Origin of the sequence: Enterobacter mori LMG 25706 (genome assembly GCF_000211415.1) — a bacterium.
GTDB classification, from domain to species: domain Bacteria; phylum Pseudomonadota; class Gammaproteobacteria; order Enterobacterales; family Enterobacteriaceae; genus Enterobacter; species Enterobacter mori.
The window spans coordinates 391253-417154 of sequence record NZ_GL890775.1 but is presented as its reverse complement, the minus strand read 5'-3'; the positions used below and the strand labels follow the sequence as shown (position 1 = coordinate 417154).

Annotated in this window: 27 protein-coding genes and 2 pseudogenes; 18 read left to right on the top strand and 11 right to left on the bottom strand. The window is 53.2% G+C overall.

Annotation, left to right across the window (positions count from 1 at the left end):
* Positions 1–72 precede the first annotated feature (72 nt).
* The 5 genes from dacA to lipA all read left to right on the top strand — a co-directional run bounded on the left by dacA (position 73) and on the right by lipA (position 4797).
* Positions 73–1284: a D-alanyl-D-alanine carboxypeptidase DacA gene (dacA, locus tag ENTMO_RS0107020; protein ID WP_010428575.1), complete on the top strand. Its 1212-nt coding sequence runs from the start codon at positions 73–75 to the stop codon at positions 1282–1284.
* 106 nt (positions 1285–1390) lie between these two features.
* Positions 1391–1654, top strand: coding sequence for a DUF493 family protein YbeD (gene ybeD / locus ENTMO_RS0107015; RefSeq protein ID WP_006177135.1), 264 nt, complete (start codon positions 1391–1393; stop codon positions 1652–1654).
* A gap of 93 nt (positions 1655–1747) precedes the next feature.
* A complete protein-coding gene (gene lipB / locus ENTMO_RS0107010; protein WP_010428573.1) occupies positions 1748–2389 on the top strand; it encodes a lipoyl(octanoyl) transferase LipB in 642 nt (213 codons plus the stop codon).
* Between the two features lie 281 nt (positions 2390–2670).
* Positions 2671–3624: a YbeF family transcriptional regulator gene (locus ENTMO_RS0107005; RefSeq protein WP_010428572.1), complete on the top strand. Its 954-nt coding sequence runs from the start codon at positions 2671–2673 to the stop codon at positions 3622–3624.
* Between the two features lie 207 nt (positions 3625–3831).
* On the top strand, positions 3832–4797 hold the full coding sequence (gene lipA, locus ENTMO_RS0107000; RefSeq protein WP_010428570.1) for a lipoyl synthase: 966 nt from the start codon (positions 3832–3834) through the stop codon (positions 4795–4797).
* Positions 4798–4878: 81 nt separating this feature from the next.
* On the opposite strand, the gene tatE is transcribed toward lipA, so the two are convergent.
* Positions 4879–5082 carry a twin-arginine translocase subunit TatE gene (gene tatE, locus ENTMO_RS0106995; RefSeq protein WP_010428567.1) on the bottom strand — a complete coding sequence of 68 codons (204 nt, stop codon included), beginning with the start codon at positions 5080–5082 and terminating at the stop codon, positions 4879–4881.
* 126 nt (positions 5083–5208) lie between these two features.
* Positions 5209–5997 (bottom strand): deaminated glutathione amidase, encoded by a 789-nt coding sequence (locus ENTMO_RS0106990; protein ID WP_010428564.1) that lies wholly within the window; start codon positions 5995–5997, stop codon positions 5209–5211.
* 61 nt (positions 5998–6058) lie between these two features.
* Here ENTMO_RS0106990 and crcB point away from each other — a divergent pair, with 61 nt between their 5' ends.
* The gene (gene crcB, locus ENTMO_RS0106985; RefSeq protein ID WP_029485003.1) at positions 6059–6448 is read left to right on the top strand and encodes a fluoride efflux transporter CrcB; all 390 of its coding nucleotides are present in this window, start codon (positions 6059–6061) and stop codon (positions 6446–6448) included.
* A gap of 218 nt (positions 6449–6666) precedes the next feature.
* Here crcB and cspE read toward each other — a convergent pair whose 3' ends face one another.
* Together cspE and pagP are read right to left on the bottom strand one after the other, a co-directional pair.
* Positions 6667–6876, bottom strand: coding sequence for a transcription antiterminator/RNA stability regulator CspE (cspE, locus tag ENTMO_RS0106975; RefSeq protein ID WP_002439184.1), 210 nt, complete (start codon positions 6874–6876; stop codon positions 6667–6669).
* A gap of 190 nt (positions 6877–7066) precedes the next feature.
* The gene (gene pagP, locus ENTMO_RS0106970) at positions 7067–7684 is read right to left on the bottom strand and encodes a lipid IV(A) palmitoyltransferase PagP (RefSeq protein WP_010428517.1); all 618 of its coding nucleotides are present in this window, start codon (positions 7682–7684) and stop codon (positions 7067–7069) included.
* Positions 7685–8356: 672 nt separating this feature from the next.
* On the opposite strand from pagP, the gene dcuC reads away from it, so the two are divergent.
* Positions 8357–9724, top strand: coding sequence for an anaerobic C4-dicarboxylate transporter DcuC (gene dcuC / locus ENTMO_RS0106960; RefSeq protein WP_010428514.1), 1368 nt, complete (start codon positions 8357–8359; stop codon positions 9722–9724).
* A gap of 94 nt (positions 9725–9818) precedes the next feature.
* Positions 9819–10629 (top strand): annotated as a pseudogene (rna, locus tag ENTMO_RS23925) (ribonuclease I).
* Here rna and ENTMO_RS0106950 read toward each other — a convergent pair.
* Positions 10623–11240 (bottom strand): flavin reductase family protein, encoded by a 618-nt coding sequence (locus ENTMO_RS0106950; RefSeq protein ID WP_010428506.1) that lies wholly within the window; start codon positions 11238–11240, stop codon positions 10623–10625. The pseudogene rna and the gene ENTMO_RS0106950 sit on opposite strands and share 7 nt — an antisense overlap.
* A 249-nt stretch (positions 11241–11489) precedes the next feature.
* On the opposite strand from ENTMO_RS0106950, the gene rnk reads away from it, so the two are divergent.
* Both rnk and yldA read left to right on the top strand, forming a co-directional pair.
* Entirely contained in the window at positions 11490–11900 is a 411-nt protein-coding gene (gene rnk / locus ENTMO_RS0106945) for a nucleoside diphosphate kinase regulator (protein ID WP_010428502.1), read from the top strand.
* A gap of 128 nt (positions 11901–12028) precedes the next feature.
* A complete protein-coding gene (gene yldA / locus ENTMO_RS26825; protein ID WP_272941838.1) occupies positions 12029–12118 on the top strand; it encodes a small membrane protein YldA in 90 nt (29 codons plus the stop codon).
* Between the two features lie 10 nt (positions 12119–12128).
* Here yldA and ENTMO_RS0106935 read toward each other — a convergent pair whose 3' ends face one another.
* On the bottom strand, positions 12129–13367 hold the full coding sequence (locus tag ENTMO_RS0106935) for a zinc-dependent alcohol dehydrogenase (protein WP_010428499.1): 1239 nt from the start codon (positions 13365–13367) through the stop codon (positions 12129–12131).
* Between the two features lie 181 nt (positions 13368–13548).
* Between ENTMO_RS0106935 and uspG the strand changes: the two are divergent.
* Positions 13549–13978: pseudogene (gene uspG / locus ENTMO_RS23920) on the top strand (universal stress protein UspG).
* Between the two features lie 62 nt (positions 13979–14040).
* Here the strand turns inward: uspG and ahpF are convergent.
* Positions 14041–15606, bottom strand: coding sequence for an alkyl hydroperoxide reductase subunit F (ahpF, locus tag ENTMO_RS0106925; protein ID WP_010428494.1), 1566 nt, complete (start codon positions 15604–15606; stop codon positions 14041–14043).
* A gap of 187 nt (positions 15607–15793) precedes the next feature.
* Positions 15794–16357 carry an alkyl hydroperoxide reductase subunit C gene (gene ahpC / locus ENTMO_RS0106920; RefSeq protein WP_010428492.1) on the bottom strand — a complete coding sequence of 188 codons (564 nt, stop codon included), beginning with the start codon at positions 16355–16357 and terminating at the stop codon, positions 15794–15796.
* 623 nt (positions 16358–16980) lie between these two features.
* Between ahpC and citR the strand changes: the two genes are divergently transcribed.
* From citR to ENTMO_RS0106905, 3 genes are all read left to right on the top strand, one after another.
* Entirely contained in the window at positions 16981–17880 is a 900-nt protein-coding gene (gene citR / locus ENTMO_RS0106915) for a DNA-binding transcriptional repressor CitR (protein ID WP_010428491.1), read from the top strand.
* Between the two features lie 172 nt (positions 17881–18052).
* Entirely contained in the window at positions 18053–19276 is a 1224-nt protein-coding gene (locus tag ENTMO_RS0106910; RefSeq protein ID WP_010428489.1) for a phosphoadenosine phosphosulfate reductase, read from the top strand.
* Positions 19261–19887: an IbrB-like domain-containing protein gene (locus ENTMO_RS0106905; protein WP_010428486.1), complete on the top strand. Its 627-nt coding sequence runs from the start codon at positions 19261–19263 to the stop codon at positions 19885–19887. The genes ENTMO_RS0106910 and ENTMO_RS0106905 overlap by 16 nt, the downstream gene beginning before the upstream one ends.
* Here the strand turns inward: ENTMO_RS0106905 and ENTMO_RS0106900 are convergent, their stop codons facing one another.
* Complete coding sequence (locus ENTMO_RS0106900; RefSeq protein ID WP_010428483.1) at positions 19888–21048, bottom strand: pyridoxal phosphate-dependent aminotransferase; 1161 nt, start codon at positions 21046–21048, stop codon at positions 19888–19890.
* A 122-nt stretch (positions 21049–21170) separates the two neighbouring features.
* Here ENTMO_RS0106900 and ENTMO_RS0106895 point away from each other — a divergent pair, with 122 nt between their 5' ends.
* From ENTMO_RS0106895 to ENTMO_RS0106885, 3 genes are read left to right on the top strand one after another with little or no spacing between them, the layout of a single operon-like run.
* On the top strand, positions 21171–21785 hold the full coding sequence (locus ENTMO_RS0106895) for a methylthioribulose 1-phosphate dehydratase (protein ID WP_010428480.1): 615 nt from the start codon (positions 21171–21173) through the stop codon (positions 21783–21785).
* Positions 21782–22471, top strand: coding sequence for an acireductone synthase (gene mtnC / locus ENTMO_RS0106890; RefSeq protein WP_010428478.1), 690 nt, complete (start codon positions 21782–21784; stop codon positions 22469–22471). The genes ENTMO_RS0106895 and mtnC overlap by 4 nt, the downstream gene beginning before the upstream one ends.
* On the top strand, positions 22468–23010 hold the full coding sequence (locus ENTMO_RS0106885) for a 1,2-dihydroxy-3-keto-5-methylthiopentene dioxygenase (RefSeq protein ID WP_010428475.1): 543 nt from the start codon (positions 22468–22470) through the stop codon (positions 23008–23010). Before mtnC ends, ENTMO_RS0106885 begins: the two co-directional genes overlap by 4 nt.
* A gap of 43 nt (positions 23011–23053) precedes the next feature.
* On the opposite strand, the gene ENTMO_RS0106880 is transcribed toward ENTMO_RS0106885, so the two are convergent.
* Together ENTMO_RS0106880 and mtnA are read right to left on the bottom strand one after the other, a co-directional pair.
* Positions 23054–23533, bottom strand: a complete 480-nt coding sequence (locus ENTMO_RS0106880) for an SRPBCC family protein (RefSeq protein WP_010428473.1) — start codon at positions 23531–23533, stop codon at positions 23054–23056.
* Between the two features lie 42 nt (positions 23534–23575).
* A complete protein-coding gene (mtnA, locus tag ENTMO_RS0106875; protein ID WP_010428471.1) occupies positions 23576–24592 on the bottom strand; it encodes an S-methyl-5-thioribose-1-phosphate isomerase in 1017 nt (338 codons plus the stop codon).
* A gap of 104 nt (positions 24593–24696) precedes the next feature.
* Here mtnA and mtnK point away from each other — a divergent pair, with 104 nt between their 5' ends.
* Positions 24697–25896 carry an S-methyl-5-thioribose kinase gene (gene mtnK, locus ENTMO_RS0106870; protein ID WP_010428469.1) on the top strand — a complete coding sequence of 400 codons (1200 nt, stop codon included), beginning with the start codon at positions 24697–24699 and terminating at the stop codon, positions 25894–25896.
* Positions 25897–25902: the final 6 nt, after the last annotated feature.

The window sequence follows — 25902 nt, the reverse complement described above, 5'->3', positions numbered from 1 at the left end:
TGCCTGCCTGTATAGCATTTGCTATAGTAAGGCACTTTTTTTAATTCCATCACGGATGTCGTAGTTCTGACCATGAAGACCACTTTTTCTGCTCGTTTTGTGCAGCGCATGGCGCTGACCGCGGCCCTTTGCGCAGCTGCTCTCTCTGCAGCTCACGCGGATGACCTGAACATCAAGACCATGATCCCTGGCGTTCCGCAAATCGACGCGGAATCCTACATCCTGATCGATTACAACTCTGGCAAAGTTCTGGCAGAACAGAATGCCGATGCCCGTCGCGATCCGGCCAGCCTGACTAAAATGATGACCAGCTACGTTATCGGCCAGGCCATGAAGGCAGGTAAATTCAAAGAAACCGACCTGGTCACCATCGGTAACGATGCCTGGGCGACCGGTAACCCGGTGGTCAAAGGATCATCGTTGATGTTCCTGAAACCTGGCATGCAGGTTCCCGTCTCCCAGCTGATCCGCGGTATCAACCTGCAGTCTGGTAACGACGCCTGCGTCGCCATGGCAGATTTCGCAGCAGGCAGCCAGGACGCGTTTGTTGGCCTGATGAACAGCTATGTTTCCGCACTGGGTCTGAAAAACAGTCACTTCCAGACCGTACACGGCCTGGACGCAGACGGTCAGTACAGCTCCGCACGTGACATGGCCCTGATTGGCCAGGCGCTGATCCGTGATGTTCCGAACGAATACACCATCTATAAAGAAAAAGAGTTCACCTTCAACGGTATCCGTCAGACCAACCGTAACGGCCTGCTGTGGGATAACAGCCTGAACGTTGACGGCATCAAGACTGGCCATACCGATAAAGCGGGTTACAACCTGGTGGCCTCTGCGACTGAAGGCCAGATGCGCCTGATTTCCGCCGTGATGGGCGGTCGCACCTTCAAAGGCCGTGAAACCGAAAGCAAAAAACTGCTGACCTGGGGCTTCCGTTTCTTCGAAACCGTCAATCCGCTGAAAGCGGGTAAAGAGTTCGCCTCAGAGCCAGTCTGGTTCGGTGATAATGACCGTGCTTCCCTGGGTGTGGATAAAGATCTGTATCTGACCATTCCTCGTGGCCGCATGAAAGATCTGAAAGCGAGCTATGTGCTCAACACCACCGAACTGCACGCCCCGCTGCAGAAGAACCAGGTTGTGGGTACCATCAACTTCCAGCTTGACGGCAAAACCATCGATCAGCGTCCGCTCGTGGTGCTGGATGAAATTCCTGAAGGCAATTTCTTCAGCAAAATCATTGATTACATTAAATTGATGTTCCACCACTGGTTTGGCTAAAAACTGAACACTTGAAAGTGTGATTTTGATCCCCATATACTAAGTATCCTGATAACTCCCACCCGACGTGGGAGTTATTATTTTTTGACGTTACGCCGGAGCTGACATGAAAACCAAACTTAACGAACTGCTTGAATTCCCTACCTCATTTACTTACAAAGTAATGGGTCTGGCGAAGCCTGAGCTGGTTGATCAGGTGGTTGAAGTGGTACAGCGCCATGCGCCGGGTGACTACTCTCCGTCAGTAAAACCAAGCAGCAAGGGCAACTACCACTCGGTTTCTATTACCATCACTGCGACACACATTGAGCAGGTTGAGACGCTGTACGAAGAACTCGGCAATATCGAAATCGTTCGTATGGTGCTGTAGTCCCTCTGCGGTTACCCGGTTTGCCGGGTAACCCCTCTCCCTGCTGTGATATACTTTCCACACCCTTTTCTCCCCGTCTTCGGAGACGTCGTTTTGTACCAGGATAACATTCTTGTCCGCCATCTCGGGCTTCAACCTTACGAGCCTGTCTCCCAGGCTATGCATGACTTCACTGATTCACGCGATGAAACCACACCCGATGAAATCTGGCTGGTTGAACACCTTCCTGTGTTTACCCAGGGGCAGGCAGGAAAAGCCGAACATCTGTTGATGACAGGCGATATCCCGGTGATCCAAAGCGATCGTGGTGGGCAGGTAACCTATCATGGTCCGGGTCAGCAGGTGATGTACGTGTTGCTCAACCTGAAGCGCAGAAAGTTGGGTGTCCGTGAACTTGTCACCCTGCTGGAGCAAACCGTCGTAAACACCCTCGCAGAATACGGCATTGATGCCCATCCGCGTGCGGATGCGCCGGGCGTGTATGTGGGAGAGATGAAGATCTGTTCGCTGGGTCTGCGCATTCGTAAAGGCTGTTCCTTCCATGGGCTGGCGCTCAATATCAATATGGATCTCGCCCCCTTCCTGCGCATCAATCCGTGCGGCTATGCGGGTATGGAGATGACGCAAATGTGCCAGTGGGTAGCCACCGCCACCCCGGATATTATTCGTCCTGTACTTTTGAAGAACTTTTTAGCACTGCTTAACAATCCTCCTCACGAATATATCCCTGCTTAATATATGCTTGCTAGTGGCTCGATTATTTGACGGGCCACGGCTATTTCCCGCATTTACGCTTTACAACAATCAGCAGATTCTATATTTTCGAAGCGCCCGCATATTAGCGATACATATTATTCATCAATTTGATAGTGCCGCCTGCGGATCCCATATTACTTGCGTGACAATCACCCAACTGTCTGTTTTCGTTAAACATGTGAAACACTTTACGAATCTCTGCAAGCATAATAAATAAATTCAACTATCATTCATATTGTGAATGGATACGGAGTGAAAGCGTGGAGTCTACTAATTTACCAGCCAAACGCCTGAATGAACCCGGCGGTGAAGATAAGCCACAAATTTTTCGGACTTTACGTAATATTGATCTCAACCTGTTGACTATTTTTGAGGCAGTTTATGTCCATAAGGGTATCGTTAACGCTGCGAAAATTCTTAATCTGACCCCCTCAGCAATTAGCCAGTCAATTCAAAAGCTGCGCGCTATTTTCCCGGATCCGTTATTTATACGTAAGGGCCAGGGCGTAACCCCTACGGCTTATGCCACACATCTGCATGAATACATTAGCCAGGGACTGGAATCGATTCTCGGCGCGCTGGACCTCACGGGTAGCTACGATAAACACAGAACCATCACTATTGGCACATCTCCATCATTGGGCGTGCTGGTGATGCCTGCTATCTACAAGACAATAAAGCAACATGCGCCGCAGCTGTTGATCCGCAACGTCACCGTGAATGATCCTGAAACCCAACTGGCGCAGTTCCAGACCGACCTGATCATTGACAGCAATAATTTCAGTGCAAGGGCTTTAGGCCAGCATGTCCTGTACGCCGACAGCCTGATCCTGGTATGCCGCCAGCATCATCCCGCGTTCAATGCGCCTTTGACGCTAGAAAACCTGCGTGCCTATGAGCATTCCTCTTTTATGGCAGAAGGCCAGGGATCCAACCCGCTACGGCAGCGCATTGATGAACTCTTCCCGGAGCGGCAGGTGAGCTTCAGCAGTTACAATATGTTTACCGTTGCATCCCTGATTGGCAGTAGCGACATGCTGTGCGTAATGCCTCTGCGCCTCTTTAACCTGCTGCGCAAATGCTGGCCGCTGGAGAGCATTCCGCTCGATCAGTTAAATGACGAAACGCTTGAAATTTCGCTGCATTACAACAAGCTAAGCCTGCGCGATCCGGTACTGGAAAACGTCATCAACGTTATCCGCCAGGCCTTCTGAACCCGCCTGGCAGCACAAGCCCCTGCTGTATGCGGGGCAAAACGCACAAAACAACAACTATTTTACAAATTGGCGACCTGGCAGGCTGCTTTACCGACCGTTTCAATGATATACTGCCTGTCGTTCGTTCAAAAATAGTTGATAAATACAACATTCCCTTGAATTGAAACGCTTTCCTTCGATATTCGCAACTGGAACACGCACGCTATGAGTAAACCCATTGTGATGGAACGCGGTGTTAAATACCGCGATGCCGATAAAATGGCCCTTATCCCGGTTAAAAACGTGGCTACAGAGCGCGAAGCGCTGTTAAGAAAACCGGAGTGGATGAAAATCAAACTGCCGGCGGACTCTTCGCGTATCCAGGGGATCAAAGCGGCGATGCGCAAAAATGGCCTTCACTCCGTGTGTGAAGAAGCCTCCTGCCCTAACCTTGCTGAATGTTTCAATCACGGTACCGCGACATTTATGATTTTGGGTGCTATCTGTACCCGCCGCTGCCCGTTCTGCGACGTTGCTCATGGCCGCCCTGTTGCGCCAGATGTGAACGAGCCGCAGAAACTGGCGCAAACCATCGCCGACATGGCGTTGCGTTATGTCGTTATCACCTCGGTTGACCGCGATGACCTGCGTGATGGTGGTGCACAGCACTTTGCAGACTGCATTACTGCCATCCGTGAGAAAAGCCCAAGCATCAAGATTGAGACGCTGGTTCCCGATTTCCGTGGACGTATGGACCGCGCGCTGGATATCCTGACCGCCACCCCACCAGACGTATTCAACCACAACCTGGAAAACGTGCCGCGTATTTACCGTCAGGTGCGTCCAGGCGCAGACTACAACTGGTCTCTGAAGTTGCTGGAGCGCTTCAAAGAAGCGCATCCGCATATTCCGACCAAGTCCGGTCTGATGGTGGGTCTCGGTGAAACCAATGCCGAAATCATCGAAGTGATGCGCGATCTGCGCCGCCACGGTGTCACTATGCTGACGCTGGGGCAGTATCTGCAGCCAAGCCGTCACCATCTGCCGGTACAGCGCTATGTTAGCCCTGATGAGTTCGACGAGATGAAAGCCGAAGCCATGGCGATGGGCTTCACCCATGCAGCGTGTGGCCCGTTTGTTCGCTCTTCCTACCACGCCGATATGCAGGCGAAAGGCGAAGAAGTAAAATAAACCTGTAATATCTTTTTACAGAAACACAAAAAAACCGGCCTCATGAGCCGGTTTTTTTATGCAAGCCTTGCAGGATTGCCATTACTCTTTGTGCGAAAGCTTCTCTGCAGGAACACTATCTTCGGCGCTTTTCTTCGCGGCCGCGTCATCGTCATTCATCGCTTTCTTAAAGCCTTTAATGGCAGCACCCAGGTCTCCACCCAACGTGCGTAACTTCTTGGTACCAAACAGCAGGACGACCAGTGCGGCAACCACCAGCAGTTTGGTAATACTAATCTCACCCATAGATACCTTCTTTACATAAAACAGGCTGCATTAAGCGCCAAAAACCCGATCGTATTAACGGACATTTGACGCGCGCACACAATAGCAATCTGTAACAAGGTGAATCAAGCATTGTTGAAAAAAACATCACAATAATTGCGGTGGCGCAAACCGTCGATTGCGAAGAACGGGTAACTGCCGACGTGCAAGCGCAATTCTCTCTGATAATATCTCAGTCATTAAAAGCGCTGGCGTTTCGGCTGCTGAGGCGATGGTCACACCCAACGGATCGATAACCCTGCTCTGCCCAATATTCTTATTCCCACACTCTCCTGAAGCGACCACGTAGCAGGTGGTATCAAGCGCCCTTGCGGCTAACAGCGTCGCCCAGTGGTGCTCTTTTAGGGGCCCTTTAACCCAGGCCGCTGGCAATACCAGGACGTCGGCACCCTGTAAAGCCAGATTCAGTGCCATTTCTGGAAAACGCAGATCGTAGCAGGTCATTAATCCCACGTTAAATCCATCGACCTCCAGCAGGGGTGAAACGCTGTCGCCGGGATCGACAAGTCGCGACTCCTGAATGTTGAACGCATCATAGAGATGAAGCTTAGCGTAGCGTGCAATAATCTCGCCGCCACGGATAGCCACAAGCGTATTCACTGCCCTGCCCGGAGCAGAAGGTACATGCACCGTAAAAATGGTCGTCATGAGATTGCCAGCGCTCTCTGCCAGCAGCTGCTGTAAAAACGCCCCGTCCAGCGACTGCGCCGACTTAACCGACATATCAGGATCGTTATCATCCCGTGCCAGCAGCGCTTCGGGAAGCACCAGCAAGGATGCCCCCTTCTGTCGCGCCTGGGCCATCAGGGAGACGCATGTTCCCGCATTCTCATTCCAGTCCGGCGTTACCGCAAACTGCCCTACCGCAACATACATATTTGTCCCCCGGTCAAAAACAGCGTTACACTCGACGTACTTACACATCCAATAGCAGGTATTGACAGGGTTACAACTACTTATAGCCGTTTTTATTGGCGGAGGCACGGGTAGCGTTGCGCGGTGGTTTTTGAGTATGCGGTTTAACCCTCTTCATCAGGCCATTCCCATGGGAACCCTGGCAGCAAACCTGATTGGTGCCTTTATTATCGGCATGGGGCTAGCCTGGTTTAACCGCATGACACATATCGACCCGGTGTGGAAGGTATTGATTACCACCGGCTTCTGTGGCGGTTTAACGACGTTCTCCACCTTCTCTGCTGAAGTGGTGTTCCTGTTTCAGGAAGGTCGCATTGGCTGGGCATTAACGAACATCGCCATCAATATGCTCGGTTCATTTGCGATGACCGGGATCGCATTTTGGCTCTTTTCTTCCGCCAGCGCGCATTAATCGCCCGACGTTAATGTTGGCTTAATTTTTCTCTGTCACTCTGGACGTAATACGGAGCGAGGGTGACAGTATGAAAGAACAGTTGATGAGCGCAGGAATGGTTTTGCTGAGCGTGGCAATCGTCGCCAGCTTCCTGAAAATGTATCTGATTGGTTGATTCAGAACGAAAAAAACCCGCTCAAATAGCGGGTTTTGAAATTCTTGCTGACGCGTCTGAATTACAGAGCGATTACGTTAGCAGCAGAAGGGCCTTTGGCACCGTTAGTGATTTCAAACTCAACACGCTGACCTTCAGCCAGGGTTTTGAAACCATTAGACTGGATTGCAGAGAAGTGTACGAACACATCTTTGCTGCCATCTTCAGGAGTAATGAAACCGAATCCTTTGGACTCATTAAACCACTTAACGTTACCTTTAATCTTAGACATCAAAATTACCTTTACATTAAAAAACGACACAAGTGCTGTGTCGGGTATCAGTACATCAATTGTGGAACCTTTTGTCCAGCGGATCTTTGCTAAAAAGTGACAAAAGTCGCGTTAATTTTCGTTGACGGATTTTTATCCTTTACGATTCAACGAGAGTGCACTTTTTCGCCAGTTTGTAACGTTTTGTCAGTTAAAACTGAAAACGCATCCAGGCAAAGTAAACGTTTCCGTTGTTATAGGTTCCCGGGATGTAGGTCATCTGGAACGTCGCGGGACCATAGCCAATGGATGCCAACGGCAGCAAGACCGGGACCGGAATGTACTTCCAGTTATCACGCGCCGTAAAGCCTGCCGTGTAGCCTAGGCCAAGATGGAAGTTCTCATCCGCTAATGGACGCCACGTTTTCTCCCAGCCATAACCGCCAATCGGCTCCCACTTGTTGTAGGAGTCCTTAAACGCCATCAGGTACAGTCCGTGCCAGTTTCCTTTGTCGTCCCAACGGGACTGACCAAAACCCGCTCCCCAGGGACGTTCGTTGTAGCGGTCCGTTTTTTCTTTGTCATAGGCAAAACGTGCATGCCACGTTATCGCCGGAATATAGAGATCGTAATGTTCTGGCTCCTTCCAGGTTTGCGCGACGTTATCCGTAAACGTTGAGAACCAACCTTTATCCGCCGCGTTATCCTCTGCCCTGGCGACAGAAGAGAAAGTTAACTGCCCAAAAATAAACAATAAAATCAGGAAAAATTTATTACGTACCATCACAATGCAATTACCATTCTTAGTATTCAAGGCAAAGTTTACCATAGAATAGTTGAATGAATCCTTAACAACATCAGCGTTATTCCTAATTAATGGCCCTAAATCCGAGAATATTCTTAGAAAGAGGATGAGAAGATGCACTCCAGCCCTGCCGGGCTCTGCCGCCGCACTCAGCACACGTCAGTAAGCCCGCCATCCGTTCTCACCTTGGTACATATTCGTATCACTTCTACTTTATCACAACTATATTCAGCCACAGAACCTGAAGGCCAGTGGCGATATATTAAAAAAATCATTCCGCATAATAAAACACCCCCCAGAAGAACCCATAAATTCTTTTTCAATTTATTTGTCATGTAATAAATATTTATCCGTTGCGCCAAAATAATAATATACCCGGAGAAGAAAAAATGATTTTGAGCCACACGCATCATATGGCTTATAGCAAAAGGCTGCCAGGTGCACAGAAGAGACAGGCTTCAGCGCCCCGCACGTTCCCGACCTGCCGTGCCCTAAATGACATATAATGGTGTATCCGGTGGTCAATACCCATATGACATAAATGCCGGAGTGATGGCAAAAATAGCGTCAATGCCTTCTTTAGTAGTCTTTTTATTGATTTTAATCAGCAAGGACTGAGCAATAATTCGGCACATTCTCATCCTTCTTTTTTATTGATTATTTGTGCTCTCGGGTAGCAAGGAGACAGGGGAAATCATGCTTACGTTTATCGAACTCCTTATCGGAGTCGTCGTCATTGTCGGTGTAGCCCGCTACATCATTAAAGGGTACTCAGCCACAGGCGTGTTATTTGTCGGCGGCTTAACCCTGCTGATTGTTAGCGCGCTAATGGGTCATCAGGTGTTACCTGCCAGCGCAGCCAGCACCGGCTACACGGCCACCGACATTGTTGAATATATAAAAATTCTGCTCATGAGCCGCGGTGGCGACCTGGGCATGATGATTATGATGCTGTGCGGTTTTGCCGCCTATATGACCCATATCGGCGCAAACGATATGGTGGTCAAACTGGCGTCGAAACCACTGCAGTACATCAACTCCCCCTATTTGCTCATGGTCGCGGCCTATTTCCTCGCCTGCCTGATGTCCCTTGCGGTGTCGTCAGCAACCGGCCTTGGCGTACTGTTAATGGCAACGCTGTTCCCGGTTATGGTCAACGTCGGTATCAGCCGTGGCGCGGCCGCGGCAATTTGTGCCTCTCCTGCAGCCATTATTCTCTCCCCAACCTCCGGCGACGTTGTGCTGGCGGCAAAGGCGGCGGAGATGTCACTCATCGATTTCGCCTTTAAAACCACGCTGCCCATCTCCATTGTTGCCATCGTGGGTATGGGCATCGCCCACTTCTTCTGGCAGCGCTATCTCGATAAGAAAGAGAACATCAGCCATGAAATGCTGGACGTGAGTGAAATCACCACCACTGCGCCCGCGTTTTACGCCATTCTGCCGTTCACCCCGATTATCGGGGTACTGATTTTTGACGGCAAATGGGGTCCACAGCTGCACATCATCACCATTCTGGTGATCTGTATGCTGCTGGCAGCCTTGCTGGAATTTGTGCGCGGCTTCAACACTCAGAAGGTGTTCTCAGGACTGGAAGTGGCCTATCGCGGGATGGCGGATGCATTTGCTGGCGTCGTGATGCTGCTGGTTGCCGCGGGCGTGTTTGCCCAGGGTCTCAGCACCATCGGCTTTATTCAGAGCCTGATCTCCATCGCCACCTCGTTCGGCTCTGCCAGCATTATCCTGATGCTGGTCCTGGTGATCCTCACCATGTTGGCGGCAATGACCACGGGTTCCGGTAACGCACCGTTTTATGCCTTCGTTGAGATGATCCCGAAACTGGCTCACTCCTCTGGCATTAACCCGGCTTACCTTTCTATCCCGATGCTTCAGGCCTCAAACCTGGGCCGTACCATCTCTCCCGTATCGGGTGTGGTGGTTGGCGTCGCCGGTATGGCAAAAATCTCGCCGTTTGAGGTAGTGAAACGGACGTCAGTACCCGTGGTGGTTGGCCTGATCATCGTGATCATCGCCACTGAAGTGCTGGTTCCCGGCGCCGCCTAAGCGAAATTCCTGATAACCAAAAAGCGCCTGCGGGCGCTTTTTGTGCTTTAATAATTTCCAGAAATTAATTGCACTCAATCGATCAGGAAATCAAATGTTCAGTAAGGATATCGCTATCCCATCTGGCGCTATGGCGCTTGCCCTTTGTGTCCTCTCCGCACAAGCAGAACCCCTCAAGGCAACGCAATATGGCGATTTCGATCGCTACGTTCTGGCGCTTTCCTGGCAAACCGGATTCTGTCAGAGCATGGTCGAACGCAATCGCAATGAACCCGATGAATGTCGCCTGCAAAAAGAGAGCGCCAGCAAAACTGATTTCCTGACCGTGCACGGCTTATGGCCTGGCCTGCCAAAATCCATCGCGTCACGCGGGGTAGATGAACGCCGCTGGATGCGCTTTGGCTGCGCCACCCGCCCCGTCCCGAACATGCCTGAAGCAAAAGCAAGCCGTAAATGTTCTGCCGCAGAAACCGGGCTGTCACTTTCAGGCGCCGCAAAGCTTAACAGCGTGATGCCCGGTGCGGGCGGGAACGCCTGCCTGGAACGTTACGAATATGCCAAACACGGCGTCTGCTTTGGTTTTGATCCCGACGCTTACTTCGGCACCATGGTGCGTTTAAATCAGGATGTTAAAACCAGCGCAGTCGGTAAATTTCTGGCGGACAACTACGGCAAGACCGTCAGCCGCCGTGACTTTGATAATGCCGTCGCCCAAAAGCTGGGGCAAACAGAACGTCAAAGCCATTAAGCTTACCTGTAACGGCAATCCGGCTTATCTGACCGAGATGCAGATCTCCCTGAAAGCCGACACCATTAATGCCCCTCTCTCGCCGGCCTCTTTTGCGCCGCAACCACATCCAGGCAACTGCGGCAAACAGTTCGTTATTGATAAAGCAGGTTATTGACCCGCGCCCGGACGCACCATATCGAACCGGTGTTCATCGCTGATGCCGTAATACGCCGTCGGCCCACCCGCACGCAGGATGGGCTGCGCTTTTGCGGTCTGATAAATCCCCTCTTCCAGCAGCGTATCAGCAATATGAATACCGACCACTTCTCCCAATACCAGCCAGGTGTCCACTGGCGTACCGTCTGCGCCGGTCAGCTGGATGCACTGCGACAGGCGGCACTCAAAATTCACCGGGCTTTCTGCCACGCGCGGCGCTTTCACCAACTGGCTGGCGACGGGCGTGAGTCCGGCAAAGGTAAACTCATCTTCATCATGGGGGAGCATGGCCGAGGTTTTGTTCATCGCAGCAGCCAGATCGCGCGTGGCCAGGTTCCAGACAAACTCGCCCGTTTCATGAATATTGCGCACGCTGTCTTTCCAGCCGTTGCTGGAAAAACCAATGATCGGTGGCCGATAGTTAAAACAGTTAAAGAAGCTATACGGCGCGAGATTAAGCATGCCGTTCGTGTCGCAGGACGAGATCCAGCCAATCGGGCGCGGGCCAATAATGGCGTTCAGCGGATCGTGCGGCAGGCCGTGACCCTGAGACGGTTGGTAGAAGTACATAGTTCTCTCTCGTTGGGGGCGCGCAACGCCCAGGTTCAAAAGACTCAGCGTAACGTATTCCGCCCGGAATGAAGACTGAATAAATTTCAGCGAAAATTCATATGGGCCGTGAATGTGACCTTCATCACTTCAAACTTGCACGCTCAGCCAGTATCATCGGGAGAGTTAAACCCTCGCTGCCAGACGGCGAGGGTTTTCTTTTGGATTGGTTTCTGCGTTACACGCAGTATTAACGACATGGAGTAAAAAATGTCCAGACCCACAATTATCATTAATGAGCTCGACGCAGAACGTATTGACCGTCTTCTGGAGAAACCCGAATTCGCTTCTCTCCCGGTAGCCGATGCACTGAACGAGGAGCTTGACCGGGCGCAGATGTGCACGCCTGAGACCATGCCTCAGGATGTGGTTACCATGAACAGCCAGGTGAAATTTCGTAACCTGACAACGGGCGAAGAGTTGACCCGCACGCTGGTCTATCCGACGCAAATGACCGACAGCAGCACGCAGCTTTCCGTACTGGCACCTGTGGGTGCGGCCCTGCTTGGGTTGCGCACAGGTGATACCATTCACTGGGAACTACCGGGTGGCGCGTCGACGCATCTGGAAGTGCTTGAGCTGCTCTACCAGCCAGAAGCCGCAGGCGATTACCTTCGTTAATCCCGCGTTTCCTGCCCTGCAAAGAGGATGCTCTTGCATCCTCTTTTCGTCATTTCACCCGATTGTCCTATATCGCTCAAAATCACCTTAATCCACGCTTAATCTGTTTTGTTGCCGCGGGGACGGTTATGAGTGAGATACTGGCTATCACACTTATTTTTCTCATTTTTATGGCGATTATCGTCATGGCCGTGCTTTATCTTGAGCGCCACTGGTAAACGACTACGTTCACACTACCCCGCCGGGGAACGCGTTAACCAACCCCTTAACCTGCTGCTCTGCCGCCTCGGGGCTTTCCGCGCCGGGAACCAGAATGACTTTGCGACATGCCTCTTCCCGTTTCTCAAAAATCTTATACGCACGTTCAGCGTCGGCCAGAGGCAAATAATGTGTGACGATCTCCTCCGGCGTCAGCAGCCCTTTTTCAATCAGCGGCAGCAATTCGCCCAGCCAGGCATGAACGTGCGTCTGCCCCATCTTAAAGCTGATCCCTTTATCAAATGCGTCACCAAATAAGAACCCATGGATAAACCCGGCATAGACGCCCGGCACGCTTACCACCCCACCGCGTCGTACGGCCGCGATACACTGGCGTAGCGCTTTGCCACTGCTTCCTTCAATCTTGAGATTACTGAGGAGGGTTTCCGTGGTACTGCCCTTGGCTTCAAACCCGACCGCGTCAATCACTGCATCCACGCCGCGCTGCCCCGCCGTTTGCTCAATGATTTTTTCCGCCGCGTCGTTATCATCGTCAAAGTTAATGGGAATGGCACCGTAACGTTCCTGAGCAAACTGAAGCCGGTACGGATGATGGTCAATGACAAAGATCTTTTCAGCCCCTAACAGCCTTGCGCAGGCGATGGTCAGCAAACCGACTGGCCCCGCGCCGAAAACGGCCACGCTCGAGCCTTTTGTAATCTGCGCGTTTTTTGCGGCCTGCCAGGCTGTGGGCAAAATATCTGAGAGGAACAACGCTTTGTCATCTGACAGCAGTTGCGGCACCTTGAACGGTCCGACGTTGCCTTTCGGCACGCGAACGTATTCCGCCTGTCCTCCCGGTACCCCGCCGTAAAGGTGGCTGTAACCAAACAGTGCGGCAGGGGCAGGAATTTGCTTTTTGTTCAGCGCCGCGCCCTGCCCGGCGTTGGTTTTCTCGCAGGCCGCATACTGTTGCAGACGGCAAAAAAAGCAGTCGCCACAGGCAATCACGAAGGGGATCACGACCCGCTCGCCCTTCTGCACGTTCTTCACATCCCTGCCGGTTTCGACCACTTCACCCATAAACTCATGACCAAAAATGTCGCCATGCTCGACCTTCGGGATCTTACCGCGGTAGAGATGCAGATCGGATCCACAAATCGCCGTCGCCGTAACGCGCAGGATGATATCGTCAGGTTGTTCAATGACGGGATCGGGAACATTATCCACGCGAACATGGTGTGGACCGTGGTATGTGAGTGCTTTCATGCGACCTCCGAAAGGATGTGAGTAAGCTTCTAAAAGGGTAGCGTCCTCTGAAGGTCAGCCCTGAAATCAGGCTGTTTTGAGATTTATCCTGGCGGAATAGAAAAGTGCTGTTCAGATTACAGAAAGCGATAATATTTTATGTTTGAATGAATTCAGCGTTTATAAACAAGGAGAAACGGGTATGTATCAGACAATCATTATGCCGGTTGATGTTTTTGAGATGGAGTTGAGCGACAAGGCCGTTCGCCACGCGGAGTTCCTTGCGCAGCAGGACGGCATTATTCATCTTCTTCATGTATTACCGGGTTCGGCCAGCCTGAGCCTGCACCGCTTTGCCGCCGACGTGCGCCGCTTCGAAGAGCACCTTCAGCACGAAGCCGAAACCCGACTGCAAACCATGGTTGAGCACTTCAGCATTGACCCATCGCGCATCAAAACCCACGTCCGTTTTGGCAGCGTGCGTGATGCCGTAAACGAACTGGCTGGTGAGTTGAAAGCCGACGTGGTGGTGATTGGCTCGCGTAATCCGTCGATCACCACTCACCTGCTGGGCCTCTAACGCCTCCAGCGTGATCCGCCACACTCACATTCCGGTGATGGTCGTTCGGTAAAAAAACAGAGGCCACCGTTCGGTGGCCTCTTGCTATTGCAGGTGTCGTCTTACTTTCTTTTATTATGCTGTTTTGGTGCGAATCAGGTAATCAAACGAACTCAGTGACGCTTTCGCACCTTCGCCGGTGGCGATGATAATCTGCTTATACGGCACGGTGGTGCAGTCGCCTGCGGCAAATACGCCTTTCACGCTGGTTTCACACTTCGCATCAATGATGATTTCGCCCATACGGTTGCGCTCAATCGCGCCTTCCAGCCAGGTAGTGTTTGGCAACAGGCCAATCTGCACGAAGATGCCTGACAGCGCCACGCTATGAACATCGCCACTTACGCGGTCGCGGTATTCCAGCCCCGTCACTTTACTGCCGTCGCCCTTCACTTCCGTGGTCTGCGCGTTCAGCACGATGTCGACGTTTTTCAGGCTGCGCACTTTGTCCTGCAGTACCTGATCGGCCTTCATCTCTGGTGCAAATTCCAGCAGGGTCACGTGTTCAACAATACCCGCCAGGTCGATGGCCGCTTCCACGCCGGAGTTACCGCCGCCGATCACCGCCACGCGCTTGCCTTTGAACAACGGGCCGTCGCAGTGCGGGCAATAGGTCACGCCTTTGGTGCGATACTGATCTTCACCCGGCACGTTCATGTTGCGCCATTTCGCGCCGGTGGCAATGATGATGCTGCGCGCTTTCAGCACCGCGCCGGACGCGGTTTCAATCTGGTGTAAACCACCCTCGACCGCTGCCGGAACCAGCTTGCTGGCGCTCTGGCTGTCGATCACGTCCACGTCGTAGTCGCTGACGTGCGCTTTCAGTGCGCCTGCCAGTTTCTGACCTTCCGTTTTTGGCACGGAGATATAGTTTTCGATGTCCACGGTATCCAGCACCTGGCCACCAAAGCGTTCGCCCATCAGGCCGGTACGGATACCTTTACGCGCGGAGTACACCGCCGCCGCTGCGCCCGCCGGGCCGGAACCGACGATCAGCACGTCGTAGGCATCGCGTTTATTCAGCTCTTCTGCCGCGCGTTTTTCAGCGCCGGTGTCCACTTTGGCCACGATTTCCGTCAGGGTCATACGGCCCTGGCCAAACTCTTTACCGTTCATGTAGACCGCCGGAACGCCCATCACGTTGCGATCGGTGATTTCATTCTGGAAGGTTCCACCGTCAATTGCCGTGTGTTTGATGCGCGGGTTCAGCACCGACATCAGGTTCAGCGCCTGCACCACATCCGGGCAGTTGTGGCAGGAGAGCGAGTAGTAAGTTTCAAACTCAAAGTCACCGTCGATATCGCGGATCTGCTCCAGCAGCGCCTGCGCTTCTTTCGACGGATGACCACCGGTCCACAGCAGCGCCAGTACCAGTGAAGTAAATTCGTGGCCCAGCGGAGAACCGGCAAAGCGCGGCCCCTGGTCAGAGCCCGGGTTAGTAATCAGGAAAGAAGGCTTACGAACGGCCAGCGCGTTATCTTCCTTGAACGTCACTTTCGGTGACAGCTCTGCGATCTCCACCAGCAGTTCCTTGATCTCTGCCGATTTCGCGCTGTCGTCCAGCGTGGCAATCAACTCAACGGGTTTGGTCAGTTTCTCAAGGTAGGCCTTGAGCTGGGTTTTCATGTTTGTGTCGAGCATTGTTCTTCCCTCTCTTAAAACGTCATCATGCAAGCTGCCTTTAACGGGCGGCCTGAATGCAACTTGCATCATGGTGCTGGAATGAAATGGGCGCGGGTGCGCCCATTGATTGCCGGGTGGCACTTCGTTTACCCGGCCTGCGATACTGTAGGCCCGTGCAAGCGCAGCGCCGTCGGGCGTTACGGGCTTAAATTTTACCGACCAGGTCCAGAGATGGAGCCAGCGTCGCTTCGCCTTCTTTCCATTTCGCCGGGCACACTTCGCCTGGGTGAGAAGCCACGTACTGAGCGGCTTTCACTTTACGCAGCAGGTCAGATGCGTCACGGCCGATACCTTCAGCGGTAACTTCGATAGCCTGGATAATGCCCTGCGGGTCAACAACGAAGGTCGCACGGTCGGCCAGGCCTTCATCTTCACGCATATTTTCGAAGTTACGGGTCAGGGCGCCAGTCGGGTCACCGATCATCGCGTATTTGATTTTCGCGATGGTTTCAGAGCTGCCGTGCCATGCTTTGTGGGTGAAGTGGGTATCGGTAGAGACAGAGTAAACGTCTACGCCCAGCTTCTGCAGTTCGTCGTAATGGTCAGCCACGTCACCCAGTTCGGTCGGGCAAACGAAGGTGAAGTCAGCCGGATAGAAGAAGAAGACGCTCCAGCGGCCTTCGGTATCTTTCTCGGTAACTTCGATGAATTCACCGTTTTTGAACGCCTGGTTTTTGAAAGGTTTAATTTTAGTGTTAATCAAAGACATCTGTACTTCCTCCGTGTTTTCGTTGAGATGTAAGGTAACCAACTTTCTTCATCGGGGCTAATGCGTATGCTTTATCAAATCAATCAGCCAAACCTTACAACGTCGACAAGACAGCAAGGTGAACCTTATTAAAGGGAGCCTGAAAGTAAAAAGGCCGCCTCAACGGGCGGCCCTGATACCTGAATTCCCCGCAGGTACATTCAGTGCCAGCCGAAGCTGGCGTTGCGTTGCGCTCTACAACCCTTTATATCAAGGCGGTAACAGCGTTTTGATTACACCATTCACGCGAGCAATGAGCAATCCATAAGAGAGATAGTCCTGCCTATGGCTGTGATAGGTATGATCGAACATGTTCTCAGAATGTTATAAATACAATTCAGTGATGAATCCCGCACCATATATAAATATTAATTGTCATTCAATTCATGCGCTCGACCTTTAAAGATAAAATTATCTTAACCACCCCTGAAGTTTTGTTTCATTAATTTGATAGCGTGATATATTAAGGTAACTTAAATTTAAAATTAAGTGAGTTAACCACAGGGATTGTAAATGGTTAACTTCAAACTATAGTTATCAGTGATGTGCTAACCACAGCAAACTCGGCACCCTCAGGACGAAACATGGCAAACCTCTACGACCTCAAAAAATTCGATCTTAATCTGTTGGTCATTTTCGAATGTATCTATCAGCATCTCAGTATTAGTAAGGCAGCCGAAACGCTTTATATCACCCCCTCAGCGGTAAGTCAGTCGCTGCAAAGGTTGCGTAATCAGCTCAACGATCCGCTTTTTATTCGCTCTGGCAAAGGCATCACGCCCACCACCGTAGGGGTTAATCTTCACCACCATCTTGAGCAAAACCTCAATCAGCTTGAGCAGACGATTAACATCATGCATGGCTCCTCGCTTAAGAAGAATTTTGTTGTTTACAGCGCCCAGATCCTGACAACCAACAATCTGCTTAACCCACTTAAGCTATTGATGAGAGAGCATAATTACGAAATTGAGTTACATGACATGTTGCTTGCTGCTGATTCCGCGGAGAGTCTGCTGGCATACCGTAAAGCGGATCTTATCTTCTCTATGGCCCCGGTCAACAACCGCTCAATGGTCTGCGTTCCCTATGCAAGTTATCCTATGATTCTGGTGTGCAGCCAAGATCATCCGCGCATGAAAGACGTTGTCACAATGGAGGAGTTGCAGGAAGAGAAGTTTACCGTCTTCCTCAGCGATGAGGCGGGCGTCAAAAACTATCAGTCACTGGTGGAGAAAGTCCATATGGAAAGGACTATTGCTTTTCGCTGTGACTCAGTCTTTACCATTATAACCATGATCAGCGCATCCCATCTGCTGGGCTACATACCCGAACCGTTATTTAATAAATACAGAGATGTGCTCAGGCTCAAAAAATTAGACGTCCCGTTTACGCTTCCTCCCCTGGACGTTTACATGATTTATAATCGCTCGGCATTAAACAGTTCGGTTTTCGCGACCTTTGTGGAACAAATCGCAGAAAAATAACTTTGAATGGCTGTGTTTCTCACGGCCATTCATCGTTATTAAGATATAATTGACGTTTATAGATTATAAAAACATTTCTCTTTTTCATTTACCTGCCATTATTTTTACCTAATATTACTCTCTCTTTATTATTGACACGCATGCAGTATTTATTTGCAGGGAGGCGTTTACCTTGTCAATGTATAAGCATCCTCTGAATCAAAATGTCCTTGAGGCCGCGGTAGACCGCATCACATGGACGCTTGAGAATCTCCCGATGGTTTGTGTTTCATTTTCAGGCGGGAAAGATTCGACCATCATGCTGCATTTGACGGCTCAACAAGCTCGAAAAATGGGCAAGAAAATTCATCTGCTCTTTATCGACTGGGAAGTGCAGTTCACTTACACCATTGAGCATGTGAATAGAATGCTCCATCAGTATGCCGATGTGATTGAAAAATACTGGTGGGTCGCGCTGCCACTCACGACGCAAAACGCCCTGTCGCAATACCAGCCCGAGTGGCGATGCTGGGAGCCGGGAAAACCGTGGGTTCGCCAGCCGCCCGAAGAGGCGATAACCGCCCCTGATTATTTCGATTTTTACCAGCCGGGCATGACGTTTGAAGCCTTTGTCCGTGCGTTTTCTGACTGGTTTGCACAGCATCGCCCTGCCGCGATGCTGGTGGGCATACGCGCCGATGAATCCTACAACCGCTTTTTAACCATCGCCAATGCCCGCAAACAGCGTTTCGCCGATGATAAACCCTGGACAACCATCGCTCCGGGCGGGCACGCGTGGTACATCTACCCGCTTTACGACTGGAAAACCGCGGATATCTGGACGTGGTTCGCCAAAACGGGAGAGTGCTATAACCCTCTGTACAATCTCATGTTTCAGGCAGGGGTCCCACCACGCTATATGCGCATCTGCGAACCCTTTGGCCCGGAACAACGTCAGGGTTTGTGGTTGTATCACGTTGTCGAGCCTGAACGCTGGGCCGTTATGTGTGAACGCGTCAGCGGTGCGAGCAGCGGCGGAATTTACGCCGGACACGATAACCATTTCTACGGCCACAGGAAGATCCTGAAACCCGACCACCTGAGCTGGTACGCGTATGCCATGCTGCTGCTCGACAGCATGCCGCAAACGACGGCAGAGCATTACCGCAACAAAATTGCGGTGTATCTGCACTGGTATCAAAAGCGGGGCATGGACGATATTCCCGATACGCAGGAAGGGGACATTGGCTCGAAAGATATCCCCTCCTGGCGCCGAATTTGTAAGGTTTTACTTAATAACGACTACTGGTGCCGGGCGCTCTCTTTCAGCCCTAACAAACCCAAACACTATCAGCGCTACAGTGAAAGAGTGAAGGCAAAACGCAAGGAGTGGGGAATTTTATGCGACAAAGAATAATCTCAGAGATCGAAACGTACCTTCAGTCCCTTCCGGAAGAGGATCGCATTAACGCTATCAATGCATTTCGCCAGGCCATACATCAGCATAGCCCTTTTCGCGAGCAGCCTGTCGACTGCGTCCTCTGGGTTAAACAGGATCGCATTGCGGCCAATGATTACAACCCCAATAATGTCGCCCCACCGGAAAAACGATTACTCACGAAATCGCTGGAACTTGATGGTTTCACCCAACCTCTCGTTGTGACCGAAAATGACCCGCAGCATTACGAAATCGTGGACGGTTTTCATCGCCATGAAATAGGCAGCACCCGCGCTGCGCTAAAGCGACAACTGAAAGGGTATCTTCCCGTCACCTGTCTGCGCCGGGAGCGCCAGGATAAACACGACCGAATGGCCGCGACCATTCGCCACAACCGGGCGCGGGGGCGACACCAGATCAACGCGATGGCAGAAATCGTTCGTGAACTGGCTCTGCTTGGCTGGAACGAGGAGAAAATTGGCAAAGAGCTCGGTATGGACAGTGATGAGGTGTTGCGCCTCAAGCAAATTAACGGCCTGCTGGAACTCTTTGCAGACCGTCGTTTCTCAGAAGCCTGGACGGTAAAATAATCAGAGTGCGTTAAGGCGTTCTGCCGCCGCCAGCAGCGTCGATTCCTGTTTCGCAAAGCAAAGGCGAATCAGCCTGTGCGGGAAGGGATCGGCGCAGAACACCGACAGCGGAATAGCGGCCACCCCCACCTCTTTCGTGAGCCACTGGCAAAAGCTCACGTCGTCCAGATCGGAAATCGCGCTGTAGTCGGCCAGCAGGAAGTAGGTCCCTTCGCAGGGTAAAATCTCCAGACGGCTTTTGCTCAGCGCGTTCACAAACAGATCCCGGCGTTTTCGATAGAAGTCCGGCAGATCGCGATAGTGCTCCGGCTCGGCGCGCAGCATATCCGCCAGCGCCAGCTGGGCGGGCGTGTTTACCGCAAAGGTCAGATACTGGTGCACTTTACGCAGCTCGGCGCTGATGGCAGCCGGTGCAACGCTATAGCCCACTTTCCATCCGGTCATATGATAGGTCTTACCAAATGACGACACGGCGACGGCGCGCTCGCGCAACTGCGGATGGGCCAGCACGCTGGCGTGCCCCTCTTCTGCAAAGCAGATGTGCTCGTACACTTCGTCGCTCAGAACATAAATCTCACGTTCGGCAATGGCCTGCCACAGCGCGGCGAAATCGGCCTTTTGCCACACCGTCGCCGACGGGTTGTGCGGCGTATTCAGGATCACCAGGCGGGTTTTATCGCTCAGCAACGCGGCAAACGCCTGCCAGTCAGGGCGGAAATGCGGTGGCTGGAGCGCCACGCGTTTCACCACGCCACCGGAAAGCTCGATGGCTGGCGCGTAGCTGTCGTAGCTCGGATCAAAACAAATGACTTCATCGCCCGCACGCACCAGCGCGGTAATCGCCGCATACAGCGCTTCGGTCGCCCCTGCCGTCACCGTGATCTCGCTGTTCGCATCGGGATTATAGCCATACAACTCAGCCGTTTTGTCTGCAATGGCATCCCGCAGCGCCTGCACGCCGGTCATCGGCGCATACTGATTCGCCCCCTGCGCCACGTGGTACGCCAGACGCTCCTGCAGATAGCGCGGGCCGTCAAAATCCGGGAACCCCTGCGAGAGGTTAATGGCGTTGTGCTGCTGCGCCAGGGCGCTCATCTGCGTAAAGATAGTGGTGCCGAGATTGGGGAGTTTACTCTGCGGAATCAATGCGTTATTGCTCATTGTGTTGTGCCTGCGTGTAATACTTATGTTGCTGCCACTATAACACGATGTTAGTCTTTGGCAATCAAGACGCTTAGACGTCTAAACCATATGAATATTCCTGGCCGCGAGGGTAAAAGGAAATGACAGACAACCTGCAACTCACACATTTAGTCGACGCCTGCCGCTGGATTGGTGCCAAAGGCTGGGCTCCCGCCACCGGCGGCAATATGTCGGTGCGGCAGGACGAACGCCTGTGCTGGCTCAGCGAATCCGGTAAAGACAAAGGCAGCCTGACGATGGAAGGTTTTCTGCAGGTTGAAATCGCCACCAACCGCGCACCGTCTGGTCGTAAGCCATCAGCCGAAACGGGGCTACACACCCTTATTTATCGCCTGTTCCCGGAGGCCAATGCAGTCCTGCACGTGCACACGGTCAATGCCACGGTGCTCTCGCGCCTGGTGAAAGAGGCTGAACTGAATATTAGCGGCTTTGAGATGCAAAAATCCCTCACCGGACAGACCACGCATCTGGATACGGTTTCCATCCCGGTATTTGATAACGACCAGGACATCGATGCCCTCGCCTCGCGCATCGCCCATTACGCGCAGGAACGCCCGCTTAATTATGGTTTTCTTCTGCGCGGTCATGGCTTAACCTGCTGGGGACGCGACGTGGCCGAAGCCCGCCGTCATCTGGAAGGACTGGAATTCCTGTTTGAATGTGAAATGCGTTTACGACAACTGGAGAGAGTTTGATTCGCGCAATTGTGACGGATATTGAAGGCACCACCAGCGATATCCGTTTTGTCCATGATGTTTTGTTCCCCTATGCGCGTGAGCGGCTGGCGGCCTTCGTCACCACGCAGCAGTACGCCGAGCCGGTCACATCCATTCTGGACAACCTGCGCGATGAAATCGGTAGCCCACACGCCAGCGTCAGCGAGCTTATCGACGCCCTGTTTGCCTTTATGGACGAAGATCGCAAATCCACGGCGCTCAAAGCCCTGCAGGGGATCATCTGGCACGACGGCTATGTGAACGGCGACTTTACCGGCCATCTCTATCCGGACGTACTGCCTGCGCTGGAAAAATGGAAAGCGCAAGGTATTGATCTCTATGTTTATTCCTCGGGCTCCGTCGCCGCGCAGAAACTGTTATTTGGCTACAGCGATGAAGGTGATATTACTCATCTGTTCAGCGGCTATTTTGATACCCACATCGGCGCCAAACGCGAGGTGCAGTCTTATCAAAACATTGCGGCGCAAACGGGCATCGCCCCGTCGCAGATCCTGTTCCTCTCCGATATCCATCAGGAGCTGGATGCGGCTGAACAGGCAGGTTTTCGCACCCTGCAGCTGATTCGCGGCGATGATGACGGCGCAAGCCATCACCATCAGGTCCACCAGTTTGACGAGATTAATCCGGAGCAAATCCCTTCATGAGCGCACTGACCATTTATTCCGATAAAGACGCCAGCCAACACCAGTGGCACAGCACCGACGCCGCCGAGATCGCCCAGCAGCTCAACGCTAAAGGGGTGCGGTTTGAACGTTGGGCAGCCGATCGCGATTTAGGACAGGATCCTGCACCCGAAGCCGTGATCGAAGCCTATCAGCATGCGATCGACAAACTGGTGGCGGAGAAAGGTTACCAGAGTTGGGACGTGATCAGCCTGCGCGCCGACAACCCGCAGAAAGAGGCGCTGCGCGCGAAGTTCCTGAACGAACACACCCACGGCGAAGACGAAGTGCGCTTCTTCGTAGAAGGCGCGGGGCTGTTCTGCCTGCACATTGGCGATGAGGTGTATCAGGTGCTCTGCGAGAAAAACGACCTGATTTCCGTGCCCGCGGGCACGCCGCACTGGTTCGATATGGGTTCAGAGCCGAACTTTACGGCGATTCGTATTTTCGATAACCCGGAAGGCTGGGTGGCGCAGTTTACGGGTGATGCGATCGCGGATGCGTATCCGCGCCTGGCATAATCTTTTCTCCCTCTCCCTGTGGGAGAGGGCTGGGGTGAGGGCATCAGCGCGCACTACGCGTTAAGCCCTTCACATACCCCACCAGCTGATCCAGCACAATGCCCCACCCTTCGTGGAAGCCCATCTGCTCATGCTGCTCGCGGATGTCCTTCGTCGGATGGCGCGCTATCGCCGTATAGCGGGTTTTCCCCTCCCCGACGTCTTCCAGCAATAAAATCGCCGTCATAAACGGCTTTTCGGCCGGTTTCCAGCCTTCGGTATAACCGTCGGTAAAGACCAGCTTTTTACCGGGATCGATTTCCAGGAAGACACCGCGGTTATCCATACGCTGACCGTCCACCTCAAACACGGTGTTGAACCGCCCGCCCACGCGGAGATCGAGATCGCACTCGGTCACCTTATGGGGAGCAGGAATGAAGAAGTTTTTGATGTGTTCCGGCGTGGTCCAGCATAGCCACAGCAGGTCGCGCGGGGCATCCACCACGCGCTCCAGTTTTAAGTCAGTTTCAGGATCGAGCGTCACGATATTGTCCTCTTAAGGGAAACCCTTAAAGGATAGCCGGACTCAGGCGAATTTCCCTTCCGCCACCTCTTGCGGCGTGACCACGCCCGTATCCAGTACCCAGCCGCTAATCAGCGAGGCAGGCGTAACGTCAAAGGCCGGGTTATAGACCCGTGCATTTTCCGGTGCCCACTGCACCGCGCCAAAGCTCCCTGCCACGCCCGTGACTTCGCTGGCGGCACGCTGCTCGATGGGGATCGCGTCCCCGTTCGGGCAGGCCGGGTCGAGCGTGGTATGCGGCGCGGCGACGTAGAACGGAATGCCGTGGAATTTCGCCAGCACCGCCAGAGAGTAGGTACCAATTTTATTTGCCACATCGCCGTTGGCGGCAATACGGTCTGCGCCCACCCACACGGCGTCGACCTGCCCTTTCGCCATCAGGCTGGCGGCCATGGAATCGGTGATGAGCTGATACGGCACGCCCAGTTCGCCAAGTTCCCATGCGGTCAGCCTGCCTCCCTGAAGCAGCGGACGGGTTTCATCGACCCAGACGCTGCTGACGTTACCGTCCTGATGCGCACGAGCAATGACGCCGAGCGCGGTGCCGACGCCCGCGGTTGCCAGCCCGCCGGTGTTGCAGTGGGTCAGCAGACGGCTACCGGGTTTTACCAGCGCGCTACCGGCTTTCGCAATCGCATCGCAGAGCTGTTTATCTTCGTCAATCAGGCGCAGCGCCTCCGCCACCAGCGCCGGAACATAATCCTCCTGCCACAGCGCAACCTTCATGCGGTCGAGATTGTTCATCAGGTTCACGGCCGTGGGGCGCGACGCGCGCAGGGTATCCAGCGCCACGGTCAGTTCGTCGCGGCTTTTGCCGCTTTCCGCCAGCAGCGCCAGCAGCAGGCTTGCAGAGAGACCAATCAGCGGCGCGCCGCGCACCCGCAGGGCGTGAATATGCCCCACCAGCGCCTCTACCGTAGAGGCGTCCAGCCAGCGTTTCTCCTGCGGAAGGGCCTGCTGGTCGAGAATAAAGAGCTGATTATCCGTCACCCGCAGGCTGGTCGTCTGTAATGTCTGCATGTCGTTAATTCCCTGTTGCGTTGTTGTAGCACATTGTGTCAGGATGAAATCCAGATGTATAGACGTCTACATGTCTTTATTAGCAAACCCGTGAGGAACAGGCCATGTCGCAATACCGTACCTTTACCGCCCAGGACGCCGTGGAGTATGCCAGGCAGTTTGGCGGTCTTGATGACCCTTCATCGCTGGTGGAGGCGCAGGAGGTCGGCGACGGCAACCTCAATCTGGTGTTCAAAATTTTCGACAGCGCAGGCGTGAGCCGCATCATCGTTAAGCAGGCGCTGCCCTACGTGCGCTGCGTCGGGGAGTCCTGGCCGCTGACGCTGGATCGTGCCCGCCTGGAGGCACAAACCCTGGTCGAGCACTACCAGCACAGCCCGCAGCACACCGTGAAAATCCACCACTTTGACCCGGAACTGGCGGTAATGGTGATGGAAGATCTCTCCAGCCATCTGATCTGGCGCGGCGAGCTGATTAAAAATAATCACTACCCTCAGGCCGCACGCCAGCTGGGAGAATACCTCGCGCACGCGCTGTTCCACACCAGCGATTTCTACCTGCACCCGCACGAGAAAAAAGCACAGGTGGCGAAATTCATTAACCCGGAGATGTGCGAGATCACCGAAGATCTGTTCTTCAACGATCCGTACCAGATCCACGAGCGCAACAGCTACCCGGCCGAGCTGGAAAATGACGTAGCGGCCCTGCGCGACGACGCCCAGCTGAAGATTGCCGTGGCCTCGCTGAAGCATCGCTTCTTCTCGCACGCCGAAGCGCTCCTGCACGGCGATATTCACAGCGGGTCGATCTTCGTGGCGGACGGCAGCCTGAAGGCCATCGACGCCGAGTTTGGCTATTTCGGGCCGATTGGCTTTGACCTCGGCACCGCCATCGGCAACCTGCTGCTCAATTTCTGCGGCCTGCCGGGGCATCTGGGCATTCGCGATGCCGCTGCCGCACGCGAGCAGCGCCTGACCGATATTCAGGAACTGTGGAACACCTTCGCGGAACGCTTCCAGGCGCTGGCAAACGAGAAAACGCGCGATGCGGCGCTGAGCGCACCGGGCTACGCCTCCGCGTTTCTGAAAAAAGTCTGGCACGATGCCATTGGCTTCTGCGGCACCGAGTTGATTCGCCGAAGCGTGGGGCTTTCTCACGTGGCGGATATCGACACCATTGCGGATGACGCCATGCGCCACGAATGCCTGCGCCACGCCATTACGCTCGGCAAGGCGCTGATTGTCATTGCCGACCGAATCGACAGCGCGGAAGAGCTGGTGGCGAGGGTGCGGCAGTACAGCTGAGTGCAT

What these genes read in the sequence shown, in the direction of transcription:
- dacA (WP_010428575.1), top strand. Translation starts at nt 73, where the DNA reads ATGAAGACCACTTTTTCTGCTCGTTTTGTGCAGCGCATGGCGCTGACC.
- ybeD (WP_006177135.1), top strand. Translation starts at nt 1,391, where the DNA reads ATGAAAACCAAACTTAACGAACTGCTTGAATTCCCTACCTCATTTACT.
- lipA (WP_010428570.1), top strand. Translation starts at nt 3,832, where the DNA reads ATGAGTAAACCCATTGTGATGGAACGCGGTGTTAAATACCGCGATGCC.
- tatE (WP_010428567.1), bottom strand. Translation starts at nt 5,082, where the DNA reads ATGGGTGAGATTAGTATTACCAAACTGCTGGTGGTTGCCGCACTGGTC.
- ENTMO_RS0106990 (WP_010428564.1), bottom strand. Translation starts at nt 5,997, where the DNA reads ATGTATGTTGCGGTAGGGCAGTTTGCGGTAACGCCGGACTGGAATGAG.
- cspE (WP_002439184.1), bottom strand. Translation starts at nt 6,876, where the DNA reads ATGTCTAAGATTAAAGGTAACGTTAAGTGGTTTAATGAGTCCAAAGGA.
- pagP (WP_010428517.1), bottom strand. Translation starts at nt 7,684, where the DNA reads ATGGTAAACTTTGCCTTGAATACTAAGAATGGTAATTGCATTGTGATG.
- dcuC (WP_010428514.1), top strand. Translation starts at nt 8,357, where the DNA reads ATGCTTACGTTTATCGAACTCCTTATCGGAGTCGTCGTCATTGTCGGT.
- ENTMO_RS0106950 (WP_010428506.1), bottom strand. Translation starts at nt 11,240, where the DNA reads ATGTACTTCTACCAACCGTCTCAGGGTCACGGCCTGCCGCACGATCCG.
- rnk (WP_010428502.1), top strand. Translation starts at nt 11,490, where the DNA reads ATGTCCAGACCCACAATTATCATTAATGAGCTCGACGCAGAACGTATT.
- yldA (WP_272941838.1), top strand. Translation starts at nt 12,029, where the DNA reads ATGAGTGAGATACTGGCTATCACACTTATTTTTCTCATTTTTATGGCG.
- ENTMO_RS0106935 (WP_010428499.1), bottom strand. Translation starts at nt 13,367, where the DNA reads ATGAAAGCACTCACATACCACGGTCCACACCATGTTCGCGTGGATAAT.
- ahpF (WP_010428494.1), bottom strand. Translation starts at nt 15,606, where the DNA reads ATGCTCGACACAAACATGAAAACCCAGCTCAAGGCCTACCTTGAGAAA.
- ahpC (WP_010428492.1), bottom strand. Translation starts at nt 16,357, where the DNA reads ATGTCTTTGATTAACACTAAAATTAAACCTTTCAAAAACCAGGCGTTC.
- citR (WP_010428491.1), top strand. Translation starts at nt 16,981, where the DNA reads ATGGCAAACCTCTACGACCTCAAAAAATTCGATCTTAATCTGTTGGTC.
- ENTMO_RS0106905 (WP_010428486.1), top strand. Translation starts at nt 19,261, where the DNA reads ATGCGACAAAGAATAATCTCAGAGATCGAAACGTACCTTCAGTCCCTT.
- ENTMO_RS0106900 (WP_010428483.1), bottom strand. Translation starts at nt 21,048, where the DNA reads ATGAGCAATAACGCATTGATTCCGCAGAGTAAACTCCCCAATCTCGGC.
- ENTMO_RS0106895 (WP_010428480.1), top strand. Translation starts at nt 21,171, where the DNA reads ATGACAGACAACCTGCAACTCACACATTTAGTCGACGCCTGCCGCTGG.
- ENTMO_RS0106885 (WP_010428475.1), top strand. Translation starts at nt 22,468, where the DNA reads ATGAGCGCACTGACCATTTATTCCGATAAAGACGCCAGCCAACACCAG.
- mtnA (WP_010428471.1), bottom strand. Translation starts at nt 24,592, where the DNA reads ATGCAGACATTACAGACGACCAGCCTGCGGGTGACGGATAATCAGCTC.
- mtnK (WP_010428469.1), top strand. Translation starts at nt 24,697, where the DNA reads ATGTCGCAATACCGTACCTTTACCGCCCAGGACGCCGTGGAGTATGCC.